At 63.6% G+C, this 21,729-nt stretch carries 16 protein-coding genes; 8 read left to right on the top strand and 8 right to left on the bottom strand.

What is annotated here, in order from left to right; translation table 11 throughout:
- From acnA to C4E04_RS20875, 6 genes are all read left to right on the top strand, one after another.
- A complete protein-coding gene (gene acnA, locus C4E04_RS10380; RefSeq protein ID WP_109597373.1) occupies window positions 1-2,925 on the top strand; it encodes an aconitate hydratase AcnA in 2,925 nt (974 codons plus the stop codon).
- A gap of 80 nt (window positions 2,926-3,005) precedes the next feature.
- Window positions 3,006-4,787 (top strand): SLC13 family permease, encoded by a 1,782-nt coding sequence (locus C4E04_RS10375; protein WP_109597372.1) that lies wholly within the window; start codon window positions 3,006-3,008, stop codon window positions 4,785-4,787.
- 66 nt (window positions 4,788-4,853) lie between these two features.
- The gene (locus C4E04_RS10370) at window positions 4,854-5,708 is read left to right on the top strand and encodes a universal stress protein (protein WP_109597371.1); all 855 of its coding nucleotides are present in this window, start codon (window positions 4,854-4,856) and stop codon (window positions 5,706-5,708) included.
- A 591-nt stretch (window positions 5,709-6,299) separates the two neighbouring features.
- Complete coding sequence (locus C4E04_RS10365) at window positions 6,300-6,857, top strand: GreA/GreB family elongation factor (RefSeq protein WP_109597369.1); 558 nt, start codon at window positions 6,300-6,302, stop codon at window positions 6,855-6,857.
- Window positions 6,858-6,921: 64 nt separating this feature from the next.
- Window positions 6,922-7,344, top strand: a complete 423-nt coding sequence (gene rnk / locus C4E04_RS10360) for a nucleoside diphosphate kinase regulator (protein ID WP_109597368.1) — start codon at window positions 6,922-6,924, stop codon at window positions 7,342-7,344.
- Window positions 7,345-7,393: 49 nt separating this feature from the next.
- Window positions 7,394-7,546 (top strand): hypothetical protein, encoded by a 153-nt coding sequence (locus C4E04_RS20875; protein ID WP_162559351.1) that lies wholly within the window; start codon window positions 7,394-7,396, stop codon window positions 7,544-7,546.
- A gap of 78 nt (window positions 7,547-7,624) precedes the next feature.
- Here C4E04_RS20875 and mgtE read toward each other — a convergent pair whose 3' ends face one another.
- Window positions 7,625-8,992, bottom strand: coding sequence for a magnesium transporter (gene mgtE, locus C4E04_RS10355; RefSeq protein WP_109597367.1), 1,368 nt, complete (start codon window positions 8,990-8,992; stop codon window positions 7,625-7,627).
- A gap of 483 nt (window positions 8,993-9,475) precedes the next feature.
- On the opposite strand from mgtE, the gene C4E04_RS10350 reads away from it, so the two are divergent.
- Entirely contained in the window at window positions 9,476-11,860 is a 2,385-nt protein-coding gene (locus C4E04_RS10350) for a PAS domain-containing protein (RefSeq protein WP_109600993.1), read from the top strand.
- 229 nt (window positions 11,861-12,089) lie between these two features.
- On the top strand, window positions 12,090-13,034 hold the full coding sequence (locus C4E04_RS10345) for a 1-phosphofructokinase family hexose kinase (protein WP_109597365.1): 945 nt from the start codon (window positions 12,090-12,092) through the stop codon (window positions 13,032-13,034).
- A gap of 65 nt (window positions 13,035-13,099) precedes the next feature.
- Here C4E04_RS10345 and C4E04_RS10340 read toward each other — a convergent pair whose 3' ends face one another.
- The 7 genes from C4E04_RS10340 to C4E04_RS10305 all read right to left on the bottom strand — a co-directional run bounded on the left by C4E04_RS10340 (window position 13,100) and on the right by C4E04_RS10305 (window position 21,521).
- Window positions 13,100-13,546: a CBS domain-containing protein gene (locus tag C4E04_RS10340; protein ID WP_109597363.1), complete on the bottom strand. Its 447-nt coding sequence runs from the start codon at window positions 13,544-13,546 to the stop codon at window positions 13,100-13,102.
- A 445-nt stretch (window positions 13,547-13,991) separates the two neighbouring features.
- Window positions 13,992-14,315, bottom strand: a complete 324-nt coding sequence (locus tag C4E04_RS10335) for a DUF1476 domain-containing protein (protein ID WP_109597361.1) — start codon at window positions 14,313-14,315, stop codon at window positions 13,992-13,994.
- A gap of 171 nt (window positions 14,316-14,486) precedes the next feature.
- A complete protein-coding gene (locus tag C4E04_RS10330) occupies window positions 14,487-15,041 on the bottom strand; it encodes a phasin family protein (protein WP_109597359.1) in 555 nt (184 codons plus the stop codon).
- 1,102 nt (window positions 15,042-16,143) lie between these two features.
- Window positions 16,144-17,106, bottom strand: a complete 963-nt coding sequence (locus tag C4E04_RS10320) for a hypothetical protein (RefSeq protein WP_162559350.1) — start codon at window positions 17,104-17,106, stop codon at window positions 16,144-16,146.
- Window positions 17,103-18,299 (bottom strand): ATP-binding protein, encoded by a 1,197-nt coding sequence (locus tag C4E04_RS10315; RefSeq protein ID WP_162559349.1) that lies wholly within the window; start codon window positions 18,297-18,299, stop codon window positions 17,103-17,105. Before C4E04_RS10315 ends, C4E04_RS10320 begins: the two co-directional genes overlap by 4 nt.
- Before the next feature lie 64 nt (window positions 18,300-18,363).
- Window positions 18,364-20,592, bottom strand: a complete 2,229-nt coding sequence (locus C4E04_RS10310; protein WP_109597353.1) for a Mu transposase C-terminal domain-containing protein — start codon at window positions 20,590-20,592, stop codon at window positions 18,364-18,366.
- A gap of 167 nt (window positions 20,593-20,759) precedes the next feature.
- Window positions 20,760-21,521 (bottom strand): TnsA endonuclease N-terminal domain-containing protein, encoded by a 762-nt coding sequence (locus C4E04_RS10305; RefSeq protein ID WP_162559348.1) that lies wholly within the window; start codon window positions 21,519-21,521, stop codon window positions 20,760-20,762.
- Window positions 21,522-21,729: the final 208 nt, after the last annotated feature.

Here is a 21,729-nt window from a genome sequence, read left to right as displayed (position 1 = left end):
ATGGACAGCTTCGGAGCCACGTCAGAACTGAAGGTGGGAGATCTCACCTATGCGATCCACCGCCTCGATGCGTTACAACAGCATGGGATCGATATCCAGCGCCTGCCTTACTCCCTTCGGATCCTGCTCGAGAACCTGCTCAGGAACGAGAACGGCTCCTCGGTGACCCGGGACGACATCGAGGCGCTTGCGGGGTGGAAACCGGGTTCGACCGACCGCACCGAGATCGCGTTTCAGCCCGCCCGCGTTTTGCTGCAGGATTTCACTGGGGTTCCTGCAATCGTCGATCTCGCGGCGATGCGCGACGCCATGGTCCGGCTCGGTGGCGATCCGTCCAAAATCAATCCGCTGCAGCCGGTGGAACTGGTGATCGACCATTCGATCCAGGCCGACGCCTTCGGGGTTCCGGAGGCCATGCGGATCAACCAGCGGCTCGACTACCGCCGCAACGGCGAGCGCTATGCCTTCCTCAAATGGGGCCAGCAAGCCTTCGAGAAGTTCCGCGTCGCGCCGCCCAACAGTGGCATCTGCCACCAGGTCAACATCGAATACCTCGCCCGTGTGGTCTTCGGGGCGGAAGAGGGCTCAAACGACCGTGGAAACAGCCGTACGCTCCCGCTGGCCTATCCGGACACGCTGGTGGGAACGGACTCGCATACGCCGATGGTGAACGGGCTCGGTGTGCTCGGCTGGGGGGTCGGCGGCATCGAGGCCGAGGCCGCGATGCTCGGCCAGCCGGTCTCCATGCTCATCCCGGAGGTGGTGGGGTTCAAGCTCACCGGTCATTTGCGCGAGGGCGTGACCGCCACCGATCTTGTCCTCACCGTGACGCAGATGCTGCGCAAGAAGGGCGTTGTCGGCAAGTTCGTGGAGTTCTACGGCCCGGGCATCGAGAACGTGCCCGTCGTGGACCGCGCCACGATCGGCAACATGTCACCTGAATACGGATCGACCTGTGCGATCTTCCCGGTCGATCACCTCACCCTCGACTATCTGCGCCTGACCGGCCGCCCGGAGGCGCGGATCGCCCTTGTCGAGGCCTACATGAAGGAGCAGGGCCTGTTCCACCACAGTCGCGCGTCGGAGCCGGTGTTCAGCGACACGCTCGAGCTTGACCTGGGCGAGGTCGAACCGAGCATCGCCGGTCCTGGCCGGCCGCAGGATCGCATTCCGCTGCCCCGGGTCAAGGAGGCCTTCGCGGCCTCTCTGCCATTGCTTCTCCCGCCCGAGCCACGCCGGTCGCAGAAGGGGGCGGATGCCCGCACCTCGTCAGACGAGCGCCTCAACGTCTGGGGTGAATCGGCCAGCGACGATCCCTCTTCCGGGCCGCCCACAGGCGGGGCCGAAGCCTTGGGCCACGGCTCCGTCGTGATCGCGGCGATCACCAGCTGTACCAACACGTCGAACCCCTCCGTTATGCTGGCGGCCGGGCTGCTCGCCAAGCGCGCGGTGGAACGCGGGCTTGATCGTCGGCCCTGGGTGAAGACCACCCTCGCACCCGGATCGCGCGTGGTCACGGCCTATTACGAGCGGGCCGGCCTCACGCCCTATCTCGAACGGCTGGGCTTCAACCTCGTCGGCTACGGCTGCACCACCTGCATTGGCAATTCCGGGCCGCTTCCGGCGGAGATCTCCCAGGAGATCCACCGCAGGGGACTCGTGGTCGCGGCGGCGCTGTCGGGAAACCGCAACTTCGAGGGACGCATTCACTCGGAGGTCCGCGCGAATTACCTGATGTCCCCGCCGCTCGTCGTGGCCTTCGCGCTCGCCGGACGCATCACGATCGATCTTGAAAGCGAGCCGCTCGCGCACGATCCGCACGGAACCCCCGTCTTTCTGCGCGATCTCTGGCCGAGCCAGGACGAGATCCAGCGGACCATTCGCGAGGCGACGGGTTCGGAGCTCTACCTCGAGAACTACCGCGAGATCTTCACCGGTGACGAGGAATGGCGGGCGCTCGAGGCGCCCTCCGGGCACATCTATCAGTGGGACCCACACTCCACCTACGTGCGCAGTCCGCCCTTCTTCTCGACAATGACGCGCGAGACCCCGGCGGCAGTCCCGGAGATCGAGGGAGCGCGCGTCATTGCGGTGTTTGGCGACAGCATCACCACCGACCACATCTCGCCGGCCGGAACGATCCAGGAAAAATCCCCCGCTGGAGTGTATCTCGTGGCGCAGGGCGTCGCGCCCAGGGACTTCAACTCGTATGGGGCGCGGCGCGGCAATCACGAGGTGATGGTGCGGGGCACCTTCGCTAATGTGCGCATCCGCAACCAGCTCGCGTCCGGTACCGAAGGCGGATACACCAGCCATCTGCCGACTGGCGACGTCACCACCATCTATGAGGCAAGCCAGCGTTATATGCAGGACGGTGTGCCGCTGCTTGTCCTCGCTGGAAAGGATTATGGATCCGGCTCCAGCAGGGACTGGGCCGCCAAGGGCCCATACCTGCAGGGCGTGCGCGCGGTGATCGCCGAAAGCTTCGAGCGGATTCACCGGTCGAACCTCGTCGGCATGGGTATCTTACCGCTGCAATTCGTGGACGGCGCCTCGGTTCAAAGCCTTGGCCTGACCGGACGCGAGGTGTGCGACATCACTGGGATCACCGCCGGGGTGGCGAGCGGTTTTGCACAGTCGCGCCGGCTTACCGTGCGGGCACGGCGGGAGGATGGCAGTGCGACCGAATTCGAGGTGAGCGCCCGCATCGAAACGCCGCAAGAGGTGCTCTACGTTCGCCACGGGGGCATCCTGCAATACGTTCTGCGCCAGCTCCTTGGAGAGCGCTCGGAACACGTTGCTGCGCCCGCCCCGAAGCCCCATCCACTTCCGATAGGCGACCCTGACGGGACGGTGGACGAGGGCTCGATCCAGTCCTTCCCGGCAAGCGATCCGGCCTCCTACACCGGGAGCACGGGAGGCTAATGAGATTCCAGCCGCTCAGGCTCTGGATCAAAGCAATGCTTTGACGCCCGAGTCGCCGCGACCTTGACCGATGAGCGGAGATGCCCTGGGAGTCATTTCAGATCCCCATCGTCCTGATGCTGATGGCGCTGGTTCTTGTCGGCTTTGTTCGCGAGCGCCTCGCCCCGGATGTCATCGCGATGCTGGCGTTCAGCGCCCTGATCGCGACCGGCATCCTGACCAGCGATGAGGCATTGAGCGTGTTCAGCAACAGCGGCCCGATCACGGTGGCCTGTATGTTCATCCTCAGCGCCGCCTTGGAAAGGACTGGTGTCGTCGACAGGCTGGGCGGAATTGCCATCAAGGCGGCCGGTCGGTCGCCGCGCCTCGCGCTCATCGGGATGGGCGTCGTCGTCCTGACGGTCTCCGCGTTCATCAACAATACGCCGGTCGTGGTGATCCTGACGCCCGTGGCCATTCTCATGGCCCGAACGCTTCAGGTTGCCCCGTCCAGGCTTCTGATCCCCCTCTCGTACGCCAGTATCTTTGGCGGCACGACGACCCTGCTCGGCAGCTCGACGAACCTTCTGGTGAGCGGCGTGGCCGTCAGCCATGGGCTCCCACCGATTTCGATGTTCGAGATCACAGCGCCGGGTGTCGTCATGGCCGTGCTTGGCATCACCTACCTGGCTGTGTTCGGGCGCTGGCTGCTGCCGGATCGGCGGTCGCCGGTTGTGGAGCAGCCGGAGCGCTTGTTCCTGTCGGAGGTCCTCATCCCGTCAGACTCTCCGCTCGTTGGCCGCACCCTGGCGCAAGCCGGCCTACGGAGCGGCGAGGCTGTCCGGGTTCTTGAGGTCATCAAGGGTGAACAATCTTTCCGATACGCCATCGACGACATCGTCCTCGAGCCCGGCTCCCGGATCGTCCTTGAAACCCACGCCGGTGGGCTGTTGGGATTGCACGAAACCGGGCGACTCGATTTCGGCGCCCGTGATCGGCACCTCGTCGAGCCGGTCCGCGAGGAACCTGGGGTGCTGATGGAGGGGGTTGTCGGTCCCCACTCCCGGATGATCAGCCATCCGATTGCTGACCTGAACCTCCGGCTGTATGGCGTCTACATTCTCGCTGTCCACCGTCGGGGCGCTGAGCTCCACGGCAACTTCGACGAGTTGACGCTCGCCTCCGGAGACATCCTGCTGTTGGAGGGAACGACAGACGGCCTGCGGCGTCTCTTCGACCGCGGAGAGCTGGTCAACCTGACGGAGCCGAGCGACCGTCCGCTGCGCCCGGACAAGGCTCCGATCGCCATCAGTGCAGTGGCTGCCGTCGCGGTTCTCGGCGCGTTCGACGTCTTGCCGATCGAGATGCTGGCGCTTATCGGTGCGACCGCGGTGGTGGCGCTTGGCTGCCTGAGGCCCGATGAGGCGTACGAGGCCATCCAGTGGCGCATCCTCTTCCTCATCTTCGGCATGCTCGGGCTCGGCATCGCATTCGAGAAGACGGGAGCCGCGGACGTGCTGGTTCGGGAAGTCGCGACCGTGGCCTCCGGATTGAGCCCCGTCGCCATTCTCGCTCTTCTTTACCTGTTCACCTCGATTCTGACCGAGTTCATGAGCAACAACGCGACGGCTCTCCTGGTCACGCCCATCGCCATCGCCCTGGCGGAGCAACTTGGGGTCGACCCACGGCCGTTCGTCATCGCAGTGGTCTTTGCAGCGAGCGCCAGCTTCGCGACGCCGATCGGGTATCAGACCAACACGTTTGTCTATGGTGCGGGCGGCTACAAGTTCACGGACTTCCTCCGGGTCGGCGTTCCCCTGAGCGCGATCATGTGGATTGCGGCCTGCATCCTGATTCCATTGTTTTGGCCTCTGGCGCCGTAGGCTCTATTTCCCTTGAGAGGTCGGCTCTTCCGGCCACAGGCCCCATCCAGACCAGGAGATGAGCGGATGCAAATTCTCGCAGCGACCGATTTCTCGACCCGATCATACCGGGCATTGCGGCGAGCCGGCTTGCTGGCAAAGGCTTGCGGCGCCGAGCTCTCCCTCGTCCATGTCGTCGACGATGATCAGCCGCCGAATCTGGTCGCGATCGAGACACGCGAGGCCGAACGCATCCTCGCCGAGCAGATCGGTGCAATGGCCGAGCTTCAGAGTCTCCGATGCCGTCCGATGGCGGTTGCCGGCGATCCATTCGACGGGATCCTGCGAACGGCGACGACGGTTCAGGCAGACCTGATCGTCATGGGGGCGCACCGCAAGCAGCTTTTGCGGGATGTCTTCATTGGTACGACGATCGAGCGCGTGATCCGAACCGGACCTCACCCGGTTCTGATGGTCAACGACGAGGTGGAGAGGCCCTACCGGACAGCCTTAGCGGCTGTCGACCTGTCGGAGCCGTCCGCAAACGCCATCAAAACCAGCATGACCCTGGGATTACTCCGGACCCTCAGGCTCACGCTGGTCCATGCGTTTTTCCCGCTGGCAAAGGGGAAACTGTCCTATGCCGGGGTCAGCAAGGATAACATCGATGAGTACGTTGCGGGCGAACGGCTCCGAGCGACCCAGGAGCTGATCACGTTCCTGGACGCGAATGGCCTCAGCGATGTTGGGCAGTCCAAGCACATCGAGGAAGGCGCTCCGTTCGAGGTGATTTCCAGCACCGTGAAGCGGTTGAGCCCCGACCTCCTTGTGATGGGGACCCATGGCCGATCCGGTATCGCCAAAATGCTCTTGGGGAGCGTGGCCGAAGAAGTGTTGCGATCGCTCGACGTCGATATCCTCACCGTCCCGCCCACCAGGTGATGAGCGGGGCAGGGACGAGAAGGGGAGAGCAAGACATGGCCGATCCGGTATCGCCAAACGGAACCGCCACAGTCGCGCCCTGGCAGACGACCTGACCATAGGGTCTGTTCGTCGAAAGCGGGTTGAATGATCGTCAAGAAATCGAGGGCGCGCTAGAAAGGTCAGGCGCATCCACCGAGATCGAAGAGTGGATCCACCAAGTGAACATCGATCAAAAATACAGTTGATGAATAGTCGCAAGTTAATTGGATAGCATGAACTCAGGGGAATTTTTATGTTCAGCGCCCGAGACATGGCATAAATCTCTAACAATATTGATAATGTTGCCTAAAAATTATTGACTAATAAATTTTAATATTTATATTGAAACTGTCATGATTACGTCGCGTCATATTTTTCTCCTCTACGGAGGCTGCCTCTTCGCAGGCCGCTAATCCCGAACTCGGCCGAGCGCCTTGCGCCGCCGTCGTTCGGGTCATGACAGACGTTACAGATCTTCACATTCAACACGCCTGATCACGGGCGAGCGCCGCCGTTTGCGCCCATTCGGTCCGCTCTCAGGCCCTGATCGGCATTGCATAGGAGGAACTTATGCACACCCACATGCCATTGCCGCAGATCACCATCGCGACGGACGACTACAACCGCCTCATCTCGGCGACCGCCCTGAAGCGCCGCCACCGCGGACCGCACCACGACTTCCTGATGTCGGAGTTGCGGCGGGCTTCGCTCTGCCATCCCGACGCTTTGCCTGACGACGTGGTCTCGACCAACGCGAAGGTCACGTACCGTATCAACGGCCGGGGAACGCCGATGGCACACGTTCTAGTCTATCCAGAGGACCTGCTCTGGCCGGGTGCGGAACTGTCCGTGACGACGCCCTTGGGGACCGCCCTCCTCGGTCTGCGCGTGGGCGACCGCATGCCGTTCCGGACGGGCCCGAACGGGCCCGTGCACGAGGTCGTAGTGGAGGATGTTCAGTTCAGGCTTCTGCCGGATGAGGAGGAGCCTACCCGAACGACGTCGGATCAATCAGGCAACGAGCACGACAACTCGCGGGACGACCTGGAGCGCCGGCTTGACGATGCCCTGATGGAGACGTTCCCGGCCAGCGACCCAGTCTCGGTCATCATCTGCCGACGGTCCTGACACGAAGAACCAACATGATCGCCGCCTTCGCGCGGCTGGACGCAGTGATATCTTGGAGGAGACAATGGAGCAGGTGAACCGACCTCTCATCGCCATCTCTGCGATCGATTATGACCGGCTGTCGTGGATCGCGAACGCGGGTGGTCAAAGCCAACGCCACAAGGCCGCCGGGATGCTGACGGACGAACTCAGGCGCGCCGAAATCGTGCCTCCCGAGGCGATCCGTCCGGACGTCGTCACCATGCATTCGGAAGTCGAATACCAGGACGACGTGACCGGTCAGATCCGCCGCATGACTCTGGTGTATCCGGATGAGGAGGATCTGGATGCGGACCGGATTTCGATCCTGACCTACATCGGTGCGGCGCTCATCGGCCTGCGGGAGGGGCAGTCGATCAAGTGGCAGGGTCCAATGGGCGGATGGCGTGGGCTGACCGTGCGGCGGGTGCACTTCCAGCCCGAGCGCATGGCCGGCCTCAGCGCCTGAAATCTGCAACAGACGCCGAAGCACGCTGAAAGCTGGAATGGAGACTAAAATGAAGGCTGAAAGAAAAATCCTCTCAACGAAGAGATCAAAGGCGTTCGAGCCGACGAAGTCGAAGATGGTCGCGGTGCCGGCGTGGGCACCCCAACCAAACCCGCTGACCCCTGCGGAAATTCGGAAGATTGTCATCGACCAGATCGGATGACGGCGGTCTGCTTGCTGCCTAACTCGAGTAGGGCTGAGGCCACATCTGTATCAGACGAGGTATCTTGTTGGAGTTACGTTAGAGGAGCGTGCCACGCAGGATAAAAATCGCGATGCTGAAGTAAATCACGATGCCCATCACGTCGACGAGGGTCGCGACAAACGGAGCGGAGGAGGTCGCGGGATCGAGCCTGATGGCCTGCATCAGGAAGGGGAGCAGCGAGCCGACAAGGGAGCCGAACGTCACGATTCCGATCAGGGCTGCGCCAACGGTGAGCGCCACGAGCGGCCAATGCTCGCCGTAGTCGTAGAAGCCCGCAACCTGCCACAAGGCGATCCGGCCCATGCCAATGAGGCCGAGCAGTGCCCCGAGAATGAGGCCCGTCGGCAACTCGCGCAGGGCGACGCGCCACCAGTCGGGCAGCCGCAACGCCTGGACCGCCAGGGCGCGAATGATCAGCGAGGTGGCCTGTGACCCGGAATTGCCTCCGGAGCTCATGATCAGAGGAATGAACAACGTCAGGACGACAGCCCTGGCGAGGTCGGCCTCATAGTACTGCATGGCGCTGGCGGTCAGCATCTCACCGAGAAAGAGGGCGACGAGCCAGCCCCCGCGTTTCCGGATCATCTCGGCAAACCCGATATCCAGGTACGGCTGGGGCATGGCCTGCATGCCACCGAGCTTCTGCACGTCCTCAGTGCCCTCTGCGATCATGGCGTCGATGACGTCGTCGACGGTCACGATGCCGAGCACGTGGCCGGCCTCATCCACGACAGGGATCGCGATCAGGTTGTACTTGGCAATAAGGCGGGCCACATCCTCGCGGTCCATCATCGGGTCGGCCACGATCGGGCTGCGAGCGGGGGCGACGGAGAGGATCGAGGCCTGCGGCTCGCCGGCGATCAGTTCGCGCAGGCTCGCGACCCGCAGGAGCTTCTCGGTGTCAGGATCCAGAATATAGGTGGCGTAGACCGTCTCGCGGGTCGGCTCCACCGCGCGGATGTGCTGGAGCGTTTCTTCAACCGTGAAGGTTGCGGGGACGCTCACGAACGCGCTGGTCATCAGACTTCCCGCTGTATCCGGAGGATAGGCGAGGAGTTGCTCGAGCAAAGCCTTGGCTGCCGGGTCGAGCTGCCCCAGCCAATGCAGGCGTGCCGGCGCCTCCAGGACACGCAGGATCGCGGCGGCGCGGTCAGCCGATAGGGCCTGGAGCAGCGCCACAGCCTTCGGAGCTGGCAGCGATTTGACGAGCTCATCCGAGGCACGCAGCTGTGGCTCATCGAGGATCTCCGCCGCCTGCTCGAGAGGCAGGCGAGCCAGGATGCGGCATGCGACCGGCAGCGGCGTTCCATTTAAGGTCTCGACGATGTCGGCCACGTGTTGCAGCTGCAGGTCATCCGCAAGGGCCGTGGGATCGGCCTCGTGCGTCGTGCCAATGTTTGCCATGACCTGCTCCCATGCGTCTTCTTTGCCGTCCGCGGTGGGGCAGTTTGACGGATCGACGCGTCACGGTCATCAGGCCATCCGCGGGATGGTGGGCTGGTGCTCAACACCGACAAAGATTCGGATCCTTGCCCGGCAGACGCTGGACACCGCCAGAATGACTCAGCGAGTTTGGGCCAGGTTACGAGCTCGCTTGGAGGCTCCCGGCGTGGGGCAGGTAACGTTTATGTGACAAGGGATCGAGCATCATCTTGATGACATAAAGCGAGCCCCTGGAAGTCGACCAGATTGGCGTCGGCCAATATTGCGAAGCCGACCGGACCCAGACGGGGCGGGCGAAGGCAGCCGAATGAAGCTGTCGTCAGATGTTCTGTGGCAGAGCCGGAAGGCGGGCCGAGGTTCCAGACAACAAACAACGAAAGGGCAAAAATGCATCACTGCCGGGATTCAGGCGAAGTACAGGGCCTCCTCTCGGAAGGCGGATCGATGGGCGCCCTCATGCGGGCGCACGACTGGCCGGCAACGCCCCTCGGAAGCCCCGCCGGCTGGCCGAAGGAACTCAAGGCGCTCGTCGGGGTCATGCTGGGCTCCAGGCAACCCATGTACATCGTCTGGGGGCCTGGGCACACCCTGCTCTATAACGATGGTTTTGCTGAAATTCTCGCACGCAAGCACCCCGCTGCCCTGGGGAGGCCAGTCCTGGAGGCATGGTCTGAGATCCGAGACCACCTCCTGCCGCTCATCGAGCGGGCCTATGCGGGCGAGCCGGTTCACATCGAGGACCTCGCCCTCACCCTGGAGCGGCGGGGCTATCCGGAGGAAGCGCACTTTTCGTTCTCCTACACGCCCGTGCGCGAGGAAACCGGAGCCGTCGCCGGGTTCTTCTGCCTCTGCACCGAGATCACCAGCCAGGTCATAGCCGAGCGGCGGCTGGCGGCCGAGACCGAGCGGCAGCGGCGCCTGTTCGAGCAGGCCCCCGGCTTCATCGCCATCCTGAGCGGACCCGAGCACGTGTTCGAGTTCGCCAACCAGGCTTATATGCGCCTGTCCGGCAATCGCAAGCTCGTCGGCAAAACTGCCCTGGAAGTGTTTCCAGAGGCCACTGGCCAGGCCTTTCTCGAATGGCTCGACCAGGTCTATGCCAGCGGCGAGCGGGTCGTGGCCCACGATGTTCCCGTCCGTCTGCACCGATCGGCCGGTGCGATGCCGGAGATCCGGTTCCTTAACTTCATCTACGAACCGGTGACCGACGAGGCCGGCCGGGTAACCGGCATCTTCGTCGAGGGCCATGACGTTACCGAGACTCATCAGGCCCAGGCTGCCCTCGCGGCAAGCAACGCCCGCTACACGAGCATGCTGGCGGCCATGAGCGAGGGCTTCGTCATCCTCGACCAGGACTTCCGTATCACCGAGATCAATGCCGAAGGGTTGCGGCTCGATGGCCGTCCTGCTCGAGAGATCCTCGGGCGCACCTACTGGGAGGTCTTCCCTGCCACAGTCGGTACCCCGATCGAGGCTGCCTACCGGCGTGCAATGAGCGAGCGCGTGCCGGTCGAGCTCGAGCATCGCTATGTGAACCAGGCAAAGGGACTGGACCTCTGGCTAGCGCTGCGATTCTATCCGATCCCGGGCGGCGTCGCCGCCTTCTACCGGGACATCAGCGACCGCAAGCGGGCCGAGGCTGCCCAGGCCCAGGCCTTGCGTCAGACCGAGGACGCCCTGCGCCAGGCGCAGAAGATGGAGGCGGTGGGCCAGCTCACCGGCGGCATCGCCCATGACTTCAACAACCTGCTCACCGGCATCATCGGCGCGCTCGACCTGATGCAGACCCGCATCAGCCAGGGTCGGATGGAGACGGTCGGGCGTTATGCGAATGCGGCGATGGACTCCGCCCAGCGCGCCGCCGCGCTGACCCACCGCCTGCTCGCCTTCTCGCGCCGCCAGCCGCTCGCTCCGAAGCCGGTTGACGCCAACGATCGCGTTGCGTCGATGGAGGAACTGCTGCGCCGGACACTCGGTCCGCTCCATGCCCTGGAGATCGTCCGGGCGGATGGGCTGTGGACGACCCGGTGCGATCCCAACCAGCTCGAAACCGCTCTCCTCAACCTCGCCATCAACGCCCGGGACGCCATGCCGGATGGCGGCCAGCTGACCATCGAGACCGCGAACGCGGAGATCGACGGCGCCTCTGCGGCCTCCCTCGGGATCACCCCAGGGCAGTACGTGGCAGTCTCCGTCGCCGACACCGGCACCGGCATGCCGCCGGAGGTAATCGCCCATGTCTTCGAGCCGTTCTTCACCACCAAGCCTGAAGGGCAGGGGACGGGGCTGGGACTTGCGATGGTGTACGGCTTTGCCAAGCAGAGCGAAGGGCATCTCAGGATCGAGTCCGAGGTCAGCAAGGGCACAACGATCAGGCTCTACCTGCCGCGGCACCATGGCGCCGCCGTTGAGGAAGTATCGGCCACGATCGCCGCCCAGCAGGCCGTGAGGACCGGGGCGGGGGAAACCGTGCTGATCGTCGAGGACGAGCCGCTGATCCGGGATCTGATCACCGAGGTGCTTCAGGACCTCGGCTACCGAACCCTCGCCGCCGTGGACGGACGGGCTGCCCTCAAAATCCTGCGATCTCACCAGGGGCGCATCGACCTGCTGGTCACGGACCTGGGACTGCCCGGGATCAACGGGCGCGATCTTGCCGAGGGGGCACAGCAAGCCCGGCCCGACGTGAAGGTCCTGTTCATCACCGGATATGCCGAGAACGCGGCGTTGGCGAACGGCTTCCTGAAACCGGGGATGGACCTCGTCACCAAACCGTTCGCGGTCGACGCGCTGGCGGCGCGGATCAGGAGCATGATCCAGGGGGGCTGAGCGGCCGGTCCTTAATCCGGGTCTCGGCGAACTCAGGGTGTTCCAAGGTGAGCTTGCGAATGATCGAGTCCTTGGCCAGGCTGCCGATGCGATAAGCCGACCCCGATCGTGGGCATGGGACCCTTCTGGGTTCAGGCGGGGATAGATATGAGCCCCTGAACAACTCCTCCGGACTTGAGGTGGTCATCCCTTTGCCTGCGGAGGTCTCGTCAAGTGCCAAGGAGGAACGATGAAACGGATTGTGACCTTGACCCTCAATCCTGCCATCGACGGAGCGGAGGAGGCCGAGCAGGTTCGGCCCATTCGCAAGATCAGGACCTGGGCCGAACGCTACGATCCCGGCGGCGGCGGCATCAATGCGGCACGAGTGATCGAGGAATTGGGAGGATCGGCGCTCGCGATCTACCTTTCGGGCGGGACGACAGGCCCGATCCTCGATGCGTTGGTTCAGGCCGCCGGGATCGAGAGCCGGCGGATTCCCATCGCCGGCCACACCCGCATCAGCCACACCGTCCACGAGACCTCGTCAGGGTTGGAATTCCGCTTCGTTCCCGGAGGGCCGAGTGTGACACGGGAGGAGTGGCAGGCCTGCCTAGCGGCGCTCGAAGACATTGACGGCGACTATCTGCTGGCGAGCGGAAGCCTTCCGCGCGGTGTTCCCAACGATTTCTACGGGCAGGTCGCGGCTCTTGCAGCCCGCCGGGGCATGAGGTTCGTGCTCGACACGTCGGGCGACGCGCTCCGGCAGGCGGCCGGCAAGGGGCTCTTCCTAATCAAGCCGAGCCTCGGCGAACTGGAGGATCTGGTCGGCCGCACGCTCCCCACGCCACAGGACCAGGACTCCGCCGTGCGGGATCTCATCGCCGCCGGCACTGCGGAGATCATCGCTCTGACCCTGGGGCGCGATGGGGCCGTGCTGGCAACCGGCGACACGCTCCTGCGGATTGAGGGGGTGAAGGTCACGCCGAAGAGCGCCGTCGGCGCCGGCGACAGCTTCCTCGGCGCGATGACGCTCGGTCTTGCCCAAGGCAGGCCGGTGGAAGAGGCCTTCACCTTGGGCATGGCAGCCGGAACCGCCGCGGTTTTGACGGCGGGCACGGAACTGTGCCGGCGGGCCGATGTGGAGCGCCTCTACGAAGAGATCAGACGCGGTCAAACGAGTGCGGGCGCCTGAGAGCCGCTCCGTTCTTGCTGGAGGTCGCGATGGCGATGCCCACCTGCCGAGAAGGTCTCCGCGCCCTACGTGGCAGTCCCTTGCGGATGGTCCGCCCTGCGCAGGAGGGCCAGCAGCAGGTTCGCGCGGCTGACGATCCCCACGACACGGCCGTTGTCGACGATCGGAATCCGCTTCACGTTGTGCCGCTCCATCGCATCGACGATCTCGGTCAGAGGTGTTTCGACGCCGGCCGAGACGGGATCCTTCGACATGATGTCCTCGACGCGGCGGCTGCTCAGATCACCAGCACCGGATCCGCTGTCGAGGAAGGCCTCGATCCAGCGCATGCGGTCGCCTCCCTTGCGCCGTAGGAAATCGCCTTCCGACACGATGCCAACCAGCTTTCCGTCCTCATCCACGACGGGAAGGCCGCTGATGCGGTGCTCGATCATGAGGCGGGCCGCCTCGGCGAGCGAGGCGCTCGGCTTGACCGTTGCCGCTCCCGTCGTCATCACGTCGCCAGCTTTCATCGCGATCTCCTCTCCTCGCTGTGGTGGTTTGGGCCTGTCGCCTGGGCTTTTGCCCTCCCATAGGTGGATTGCTGGTCCGCTCGATCAAGCGTAGCAATGAGAAACAGGGAATCCTGCGATCCCCGAGCGAGAGGGTTAAATGCCCAACCCGATCCCTCCCGCCCCGATCAGGGGGTGTCATGGGCAGCACAGCATCTCTCCGGTTGGGCATCGCATCAGATAGCCACTGTCAAGCTCTCTCGGCATAGGTGCCGGGGACCACCTTCTCGACGCTGAGGTCGATTCTACGGTAGCACTCATAGGTCGTCTGTTCGAGATCGGAGCGGTCGGTCAACGGTGCTAATTCCTCCCATGGACGCCGCGCTCACGTGGTGCCCAACACCTGCACTGTGGCACACTGAGGCCGTTGGGGAGCGTCCACCCTATCGGATCCGTTCGACGTCGCTTAGCCACCCGTTTTGATCTCGTTGATGGCACGCGGCATCAACTCTTCGAGTTGACGACGTATCTGCGCATCGTCAACCGGGATGCCCGCAGCATTGAAGTCGCCGGCAATTTTGCGGAGCACATCGCCATCTCCCGCCTCCTCGAGATCTGCAAACACGACCGTGTCAGCGTAGGCATCCGCTTCTGCCCCTGCTTTGCCGAGCCTCCGAGCAGCCCAGAGCCCTAGCAGCTTGTTTCGGCGAGCGATGGCCTTGAAGAGCATCTCTTCATCGTGTGCGAACTTTCCCTCAAAAGCGTCCCTGCGCTGATTTAAAATAGTCATGTGTGCGTGTTCCTTCGTCAGAACGAAAACTTGAAACAGACTGGAAAGTGGGCCGAAAGGATCAGGATTCTTGCCGGATCGGTCATTCCTGCCCGAGCATAGCGGCATAGCCCCCATCCAGTCCGTTCAACGGGCTCGGGGGGTGTGCGGCGTCAAGAAAGCAATGGCATACTATGCCGCCTGACGAACAGGCTGCGCCTTCCGCTCCGACTCTCTATCGTTTGATTCGATTTGGTTTTGAATGATCGCCGCAGCGTCATCGGCTACTCGAACCGAGCCCTGCGCTATGAGGCGACTGCTCTCAACGGCCAAACTGAGACGCTCCCAGGCAATATCATTCTGAACCTCAGTGAAATCCTGCCAAGAGCGGCAGCCGACCAAGCGAGTTAAGGCCTCAAGGTTGTTCGTCAGCCGTTTCTGGGCCAGGCTGAACCACTGCTGCGAGACCTCATGTGCTCCCTTTGCTAATACCATGGCGGCTTGCGAAACGGCCGCCGTAGTCTGGGTCGTCCGGTAAGCCAATTCTTCCGCCATGAGGCCGCGCAGGACAAACCCCTGGGCTAGCCGATCAGTGGCGCTTTGACCCTTCCTTCCGGTCGCGTCGGACTGAAATGTATCTCGCGCAGGATTGGCTCTGCGGCGCATACGAGCGACCTTGTCTTCCGTGTTCCGAAAGGCATTCGCGGTTTGATCAATCCGCTCCGTGTTGTCGTGATTAGCAGGCATAACAATCCTCCTTCAAAAACAAGACCGTCTGACCACATCCAGGTGGGGCGGCTGCAGGTCATCGCCCGTGTATCCCGAGAGGCGCCCGTAAGCCCTCTCGATAGGATCACTGGGAGTGGAGCGGCTGTGTTCGCCACCGTGAGACCCAAGATGATGCGCAAAACGTCTCTGCTGGCACTCTCGCTTGCAACAACCCGCTACCGAAGGTAAAACGTCTTTTCGCATTGCAAGTTCCGAGTTCTAAGCAAGGTTTATTTCTTATTGACCAATGCGAATAACTTAATATTTCTACCAGTTCGGGCTAGCGATCGCGTATTTGACTTATAAGTCACAATTGGATTTTGAGTCTAATAGGGCAATTTGCTAACGATATTTATAGAATCTTCACGTCGGTTGCCTTCTGGCAGGCAACTGAACCCCGCATGGTGGTGACACGCAGCAGGATCTGACCCGTCACCGCCAACGGGATATCAAAGGCCGTTCTCCGGAGGCCGTGGAGGGTTCGGGCCGCCAGGCAGCACCTTCGAAGGTCCGCTTCTCCGCGGAGTCACTCACGAGCGATGGCCAAACAGCCTCACAGGCTTTGGCTGCACCGATCTGGCGAACGACAGCCTCTTCAATCAGCGAGACCCGCCTGTGGGTGCCAGCGCCCATAGCTCAGACTATCCTCACCCTTGGCCAGAAGCGACCCGGCATCCCCTGTACGACGGGCATGGTGGCGCCACATTCATTTCATGTCTCCTTCGCAGCATCCCGTCCCCTCTGCCCGAAAGGCGAGCCTTCAAACCCGCAAGGCGTTGCTCAACGATCTCGGCTTGCCGCCGGGGACCGCGACGGTCGCCCGGCGGCGGACGCCAGAGAGCGATATCCTGGTCGTTCGGATGACCACACCCGTCCTCCTGCCGGCCGGGCGGCGACCCGACCGCTACCAAGGGTTTCCGGTCGTGTACGAAATCGTGAGGCCGCTGAAGGTTGGCCGCTAGACTGCGCAAAGGTGGTTGGGCCTGTGCCACCCTTGCTGCCGGTCGATCTTTCTCAGCAAGGTTCAAGCTGTCCCCAGGGCGGATGTGGCCCCGGGCAATGGGGAAGGGGGGCGCTGGGTTCACCGGCGCACCCGACGCAGAACGGGCCCGACGAATTCACGGGCTCGCTCCGAGCGAAGGTTTTGCAGGATCGTCTCCAGTTCGCCCGCCACGAGAACACGGCCCAAGCGGCCCTTCGAGCCGCGAACGCGCCAGTATCGCTCAAGATGATGCTCGATTGAGACCGGCCACTCTTCCAGCAGGGCAAGGCCTTTTGAGCGCTCCCGCAGGCCAAGGCCAGCGTCGGACCAGCCTCGCACACGGCCTTCCAGACGGGCTAACCAGTCGATCAGATCAAGGACGTCAGCGACCGGCCACTCCGAAACGGCTTCTGGCAGTCGCTTCCAGACCCCGGCATCCCGCTGAGGCCGGAACAGATTAGCCAGGGACTGCAAGCTCAGCAGGTTGGCCCCTCTGAGCCGGCGAGCGGGAATGCTCGCCAGCCGCAGGCCGCAGGACAGATTGGGGCAGCGCGTGATCTCATGGATGTCGCGCCACCAGAAGGGACATCCGCACTCCGGGCAGCGGTCGTGCAGGACCTCACCCGTCTCCGAATCAGCGGGGAGGCATCGGATCGACCACAGATACCGCTGCCAGGGCTCATGGCCCGCGGCGAGATCCTGCGCCAGCCGGTTGGGTGCAATCCGCATGGCGGCCGTCTCAACCTGATCCCGGTCGAGAATCAGGCCATGATAATGCACCCGCCCCAGGGGCTCGCCGGGGACAGGGCGCATCAAGACGGTCTGCAACGCCCCGTCGGGGATCCCGTTCACACGGGCGAAGGCACGGGCGGCCTCCTCCCGCACCGCGATGGCGGCCAGATGGTCTCCGGGCATGTCGAGCAGTTGGGGAACGAAGGCCCGACCATCGCCGAAGATGGACCCGAACCGAACGGCCACGCTGGGCAGCGTCTCGCCAGGCTGCAAGGGCGCCCGCCACGGCGAGACCGGCAAGTCGTGCCACGATGTACGGGGCGTAGTCATCGGTTCAGTGCCGCCAGATCTTGGGCCTTCTTCAACAAGCCCTCGAGGATCTCGACCGGCACGCCCTTGCGGGGCGGCAACACGGTCAAGAAGGGGTTGACCCGGTCCGGCCAGAGTCGGGCGAAGGCGACGGCCAAGTGCTCCGAGCCAAAGACCATCGTCTTCGGATTAGCTTTCAGGGCCACTTGAGCCGCACCGTAGATCAGATTCATCCTGATCCCGCGGTTGCCGCCGTCGGCGACATGGAATCGCTCCGCCATCATCTCGGAGTTGAGACCGTTAGGATCGAACGGCAAGTCCCAGGCCACGGCAGTCAGAAACTCCACGGCTGCGTCGCGTTGGAGCGGGAGCCCGCGCTCCCGAAGAACCTTGGCCTCAGCTTCGTCCTCAAAGGCGAGATCCGTCAGAGGCAAGCGGGCTCGGATGTGAGTATCGAGCTTCCGGGTGGCGTCGACTGCCGTGAGCAAGACGGGGTCTCCAACCAGAACCAAGGTCCCGATTAGACGGCGCTGGAGGATCCTGCCGATGAGATTGACCACTTCATCGGGCATGCGGCCGTTCGGGCACAGCTGTTCGGCGGCAAGAACCACGATCATTTCGGTCTGACGGGCCTTCACCCATTCGCCGATCAGGCGCAATGCCTCGTACGGATTGGACGACTTCACGAACGCCGGGTGCTCGAGACTTTTGAGAATGGCGAACAGAAGGTTCCGTCCATCGGTTTGGCCGAAGAGATCCGCGCGGGCGACCGTCAGCGTGTCATAGCGAGGTGTTCGCTTGACCTCGAACCGAGCGGCATAGCGCTCAGTCAGCTTCTTCTTTCCGGTCCCGCTCGGGCCCGCCATCACCACCAGATTGCCGCTCGTCCGGCAGTCCTTGCGAAAGCTGTCTAGGGTCATGACGGCGTTGTAGGCCTGATCATCGAAGACGAAGATCTTGTCGGCACGATCCAGACGCTCATCAACCGAAAGCTCGCGGTATGAGTGGTCACGCTCCTCTTCATCCCAGACGAGCTTTGGTGCCGTGAAAGACAGCAAGGGTGGCTGGAAGGTAGAGCGCACGGTTGGAGCTCGTGGAGTTGTCCCGCCGCCACTGGTTGTGGGGGCGGTTTGGCGGGACGGCTTTGCTTGGTTACGGCGACCAAAGGCGCCGGCGGCGAGATCGGCGAATGGGCTTGGAACAGGCTCGGTCACGATGGTCTCCCAATGGCAAAATCCACCGGGGCGCATGGCGTCCCGGTGGGGAGGAGGGCAAGGATCAGCGGTCGAGTTCGGTGAAGGGGTCCCGCGAGCGGCCCTGCGGAGCCGTCGGGGCGGCCTTCACCGGCGTGGCGGGCGTGACGGCCTCGGCCTGATCGTCGGCCTCGAGGTCGTCGTAGGCGACCTCGAGCATGGGTTGGCCCGTCTTGTCGGCCTCGTAGGAGAGCTTGGCCGCCAACAGCCCGAGATCGAGCCTGCCGCCGAGGTGTCGGGCGGCTTTAGCCAAATCGCGCCGGCTGGCCTTCGGGCCGGCATCCAGGAGTCCCAGAATTTCGCTCACCAGCGTGATCGAGGCGCGACCCCAGTCGCCCTTGCGAGGCTTGCGGCCGAGCCGCTTTGCGAGGGGACCCTTGAGCTGATTGTGCGACCACAGGGGCAGGTTCGCGGTATACTCGACCTCGGTGCAGTCCGCCGTGATGAAGCGCATGTGGTCCGGTCGCGGGTCGAACACACGGACGCTGGAGATGTTCGCCGGATCAGCCCGCACCTCAACCAGCGCGTCTACACCGATGGCCGACACCAGTTGAGCCAACTCCCGGGAGTGGTACTGGAAGCCGAAGATCCGGACGCCGTCGTTACGGAGCCGGCGGGTGCGGCGGATGGTGAAGGCCAGGTCGAACTCCTCCTGGCTGCGCTCGAAGCTCGAGCGGACCTGCAGCTGTGGGTTCTTCTTCCGCATCAGGGCGACCCGCTCCATCCCGCGCTCCCAGGCCTCGGCCGGCGAAATACCCCCAAGGCCCGCATGCGGCCGCTGGTGGTACACGTCGACGATCCAGCGCGTGATCGCCCAGTCGAGCTGCTCGATGGTCAGATGCTTGGCGACCTTCTTCTTCCGCCCCGGCTTACGCTTGGCGGCCTTGGGCACATAGCCCGGGATCTTGCGCAGGAGCATCCGCTTCAGGGACCAGAAGAACCGCTCGATGAAGGGCTTCTCGGTTGGGGTGTAGGCATGGGTCTGGTCGAGCTCGACCACGAGGTCCATCAACGCCTCGGCTACGGCATCGGCGAAGAAATCACGGCCACGGTCGGCCCGTACCCGGGCGGTGATCCCGAAGAAGTCGCAGCGGTTCTCGAGCTCCGGATAGGTTTGGTGCAACTCGTGCTTGGGCAACATCGCCTTCTTGAGCACCCGCATGGTCCGCAGCGACGAGGCCGGCTCCATCGACAACTCCCACGCCACGATGACCCGCGTGTGGATGTCGATCACCGCAGTGAACCAGGGATGGCCGATGATGATCTCGACCTCATTCCCGTTGCGGTCTCGCCCCTTGAAGCACACCTCAATCGGAATGCGGGTGTGGTCGATCTCCCACAGCGCATTCGGCACGGTCGGGATCTGCATCTTGCCGCGAGCCTCGAAGATCGCGTTTGCCTCGTAGGTGCCCTCGCGACCGGCCGTGATCTGGTACTCGTTGTAGTTCTTCACGTAGCGGGCGATCGTCGACAGGGCCGGGGGCTTCAGCTCCAGTCGATCCGGGCCATCCTGCTCATCCTCCGTCTCGAGCGCCTTGCGAACCGCCTGCCGAATGTCCTCCAGGGTGGTTCCGGAGACCTGGGCGTAGAGGCCCTCGATGGCATCGAGGAGGTGAGCCAGAACGGCCTCGTTCATGCGGGCAGTCGCCCGCCGCTTGGCACGGGCATGACACATGACGGAGAGCCGCCGGTGGCCGGCCCGCCACCAGCCGTACCACCGGATCAGCGATGCGACAGATGTTGTCTTGAGGCCACGCTCCTCGGCGACCTTCTTGATGAACGGCTCCAACTCCTCGAAAACGAGCGACTTCACCTCGCCGCTGTCACGGGCCTTGTCGAGCTCGATACAGAACCGGGCCTTTCGCATGGCCTCGGCGCGGGTCTTCGGCTCGAAGGCACTGAGCGGCATCGTCAGGAGCGCCACCTTGTTCTTCGGCAGCGTCACCTCGCAGCGGGCCAGGACGAACAGCCGGTTGTCCGCATGCAGCCCGGAGAACTCGTCGAGCGACAGCGGAAAAACCTTGCCGGTTCGCTCGTGCTTCAGCACGATCTCGTCATCGGTGGTTGCGTGCTCGAAGATGAAGTGACTGCCGTCGAGGCGGACGAGCTGGCCCGCCTCGAGATCGACGCCGGCGCTCAAGGTGATCCGCTTGCGGATCTTGTGCTGGGCGATAGTCTTGGTGGGTCGGTTCTTGCGCCCCAGAGCAACGGCGGCGCCGATCGGTGTCAGGTTGGTGGATGCATTGAGATTCATGTCCGGTCTCCTTGGACCTTCGGACGGGAAGGGAAGACCGCTTTGGCAAAGCGAGGCCGTTCACAGATCGGGATCGATCTGCGGCGGGTTGGGATGGAAGCGGCCGGTGGGCGGATCAGGCAGCGCTCACGGCGGGCCGCGGGCTGAACAGGGCCGGGCGTACGCGGTCATGACAGGACGAGCTCCACACGGCTGTGCAGGCCCAAGGGTTCTTTCAACTGAATGCGAACCAGGCGGCGGGGCATCATCGCCAGCACGGTGTCGAACGGATCGACCGGGTCGTGCTTCACGTGCTTGATGCAGGCGCCGAGCGTCGAGACGCCGCCCTTGGCCGCAAGGTGAAGGCGAACGCGCTCGACATCGCCCTCGTCGGGCGTATAGCCACGCTTCGACGCGACGATCCGGACGTTGTCCCAGAAGGATCGGTGGTCGATGCGGTTCACGACCAGCAGCCGGTACTCCAGGCCGCCGCGGGCATAGATGGCCTTGTTCCGGTCCAGCTTCGCTTGAAGGTCAGGATCCTTGACGAAGGCGAGGGCGCTCTTGACCTCCTCCCGGCGATAGAGATCGCCGACGCGGCGGACGAGGAAGTCGGGAACAAAGAACGTCTCGCGTCCGTCCTCACGCTTGAACTCGATCACCTCCGGCTGCTCGATGACATCGAGCACGCTCGGGTTGATGTCGTACCACATCACGGCCAAGGCTTCGTTGTCCGGACCCTCGACATGCAGATCCCGGCCTGCCTTGACGCAGGGCGCCCGCACGGTGCGGTTCAGGGCATTGGGTTTCATGACGTCGCGGACTGGGCGGCCGTCCGGATGCACCCACTGGGTGACGTCCGGCGCCAGCTCCCGCGGGATGCAGGTCGCGTTCAGTTTGTCCAGGTCGATCACCCGCTTCATGGCTTTCAGTCCCGCCCACAAGGGCATGCAATATCGTTCGCACAAGCGGACTTGCGCGTTTACAGGGGATGGCCGGTGGAGGGGGCACGAAGAGACGGGGTCCGGTTCCAAGGGAACCAGATGCGACCTGCGATGTTGGTATCGCAGGCGGCAATAGTCGCCCGGTCCAACAGACGCTGGCCCCCTCCACGGAGCCGGTCCTTTGGTTGGTTCTGGAAGTGCCCTGCCGGGTTTG

Origin of the sequence: Microvirga sp. 17 mud 1-3, assembly GCF_003151255.1 — a bacterium.
In the GTDB taxonomy this organism is placed as follows: Bacteria; Pseudomonadota; Alphaproteobacteria; order Rhizobiales; family Beijerinckiaceae; genus Microvirga.
Note: the sequence above shows the minus strand (reverse complement) of the source record. Positions and strands in the feature narration are given on the sequence as shown.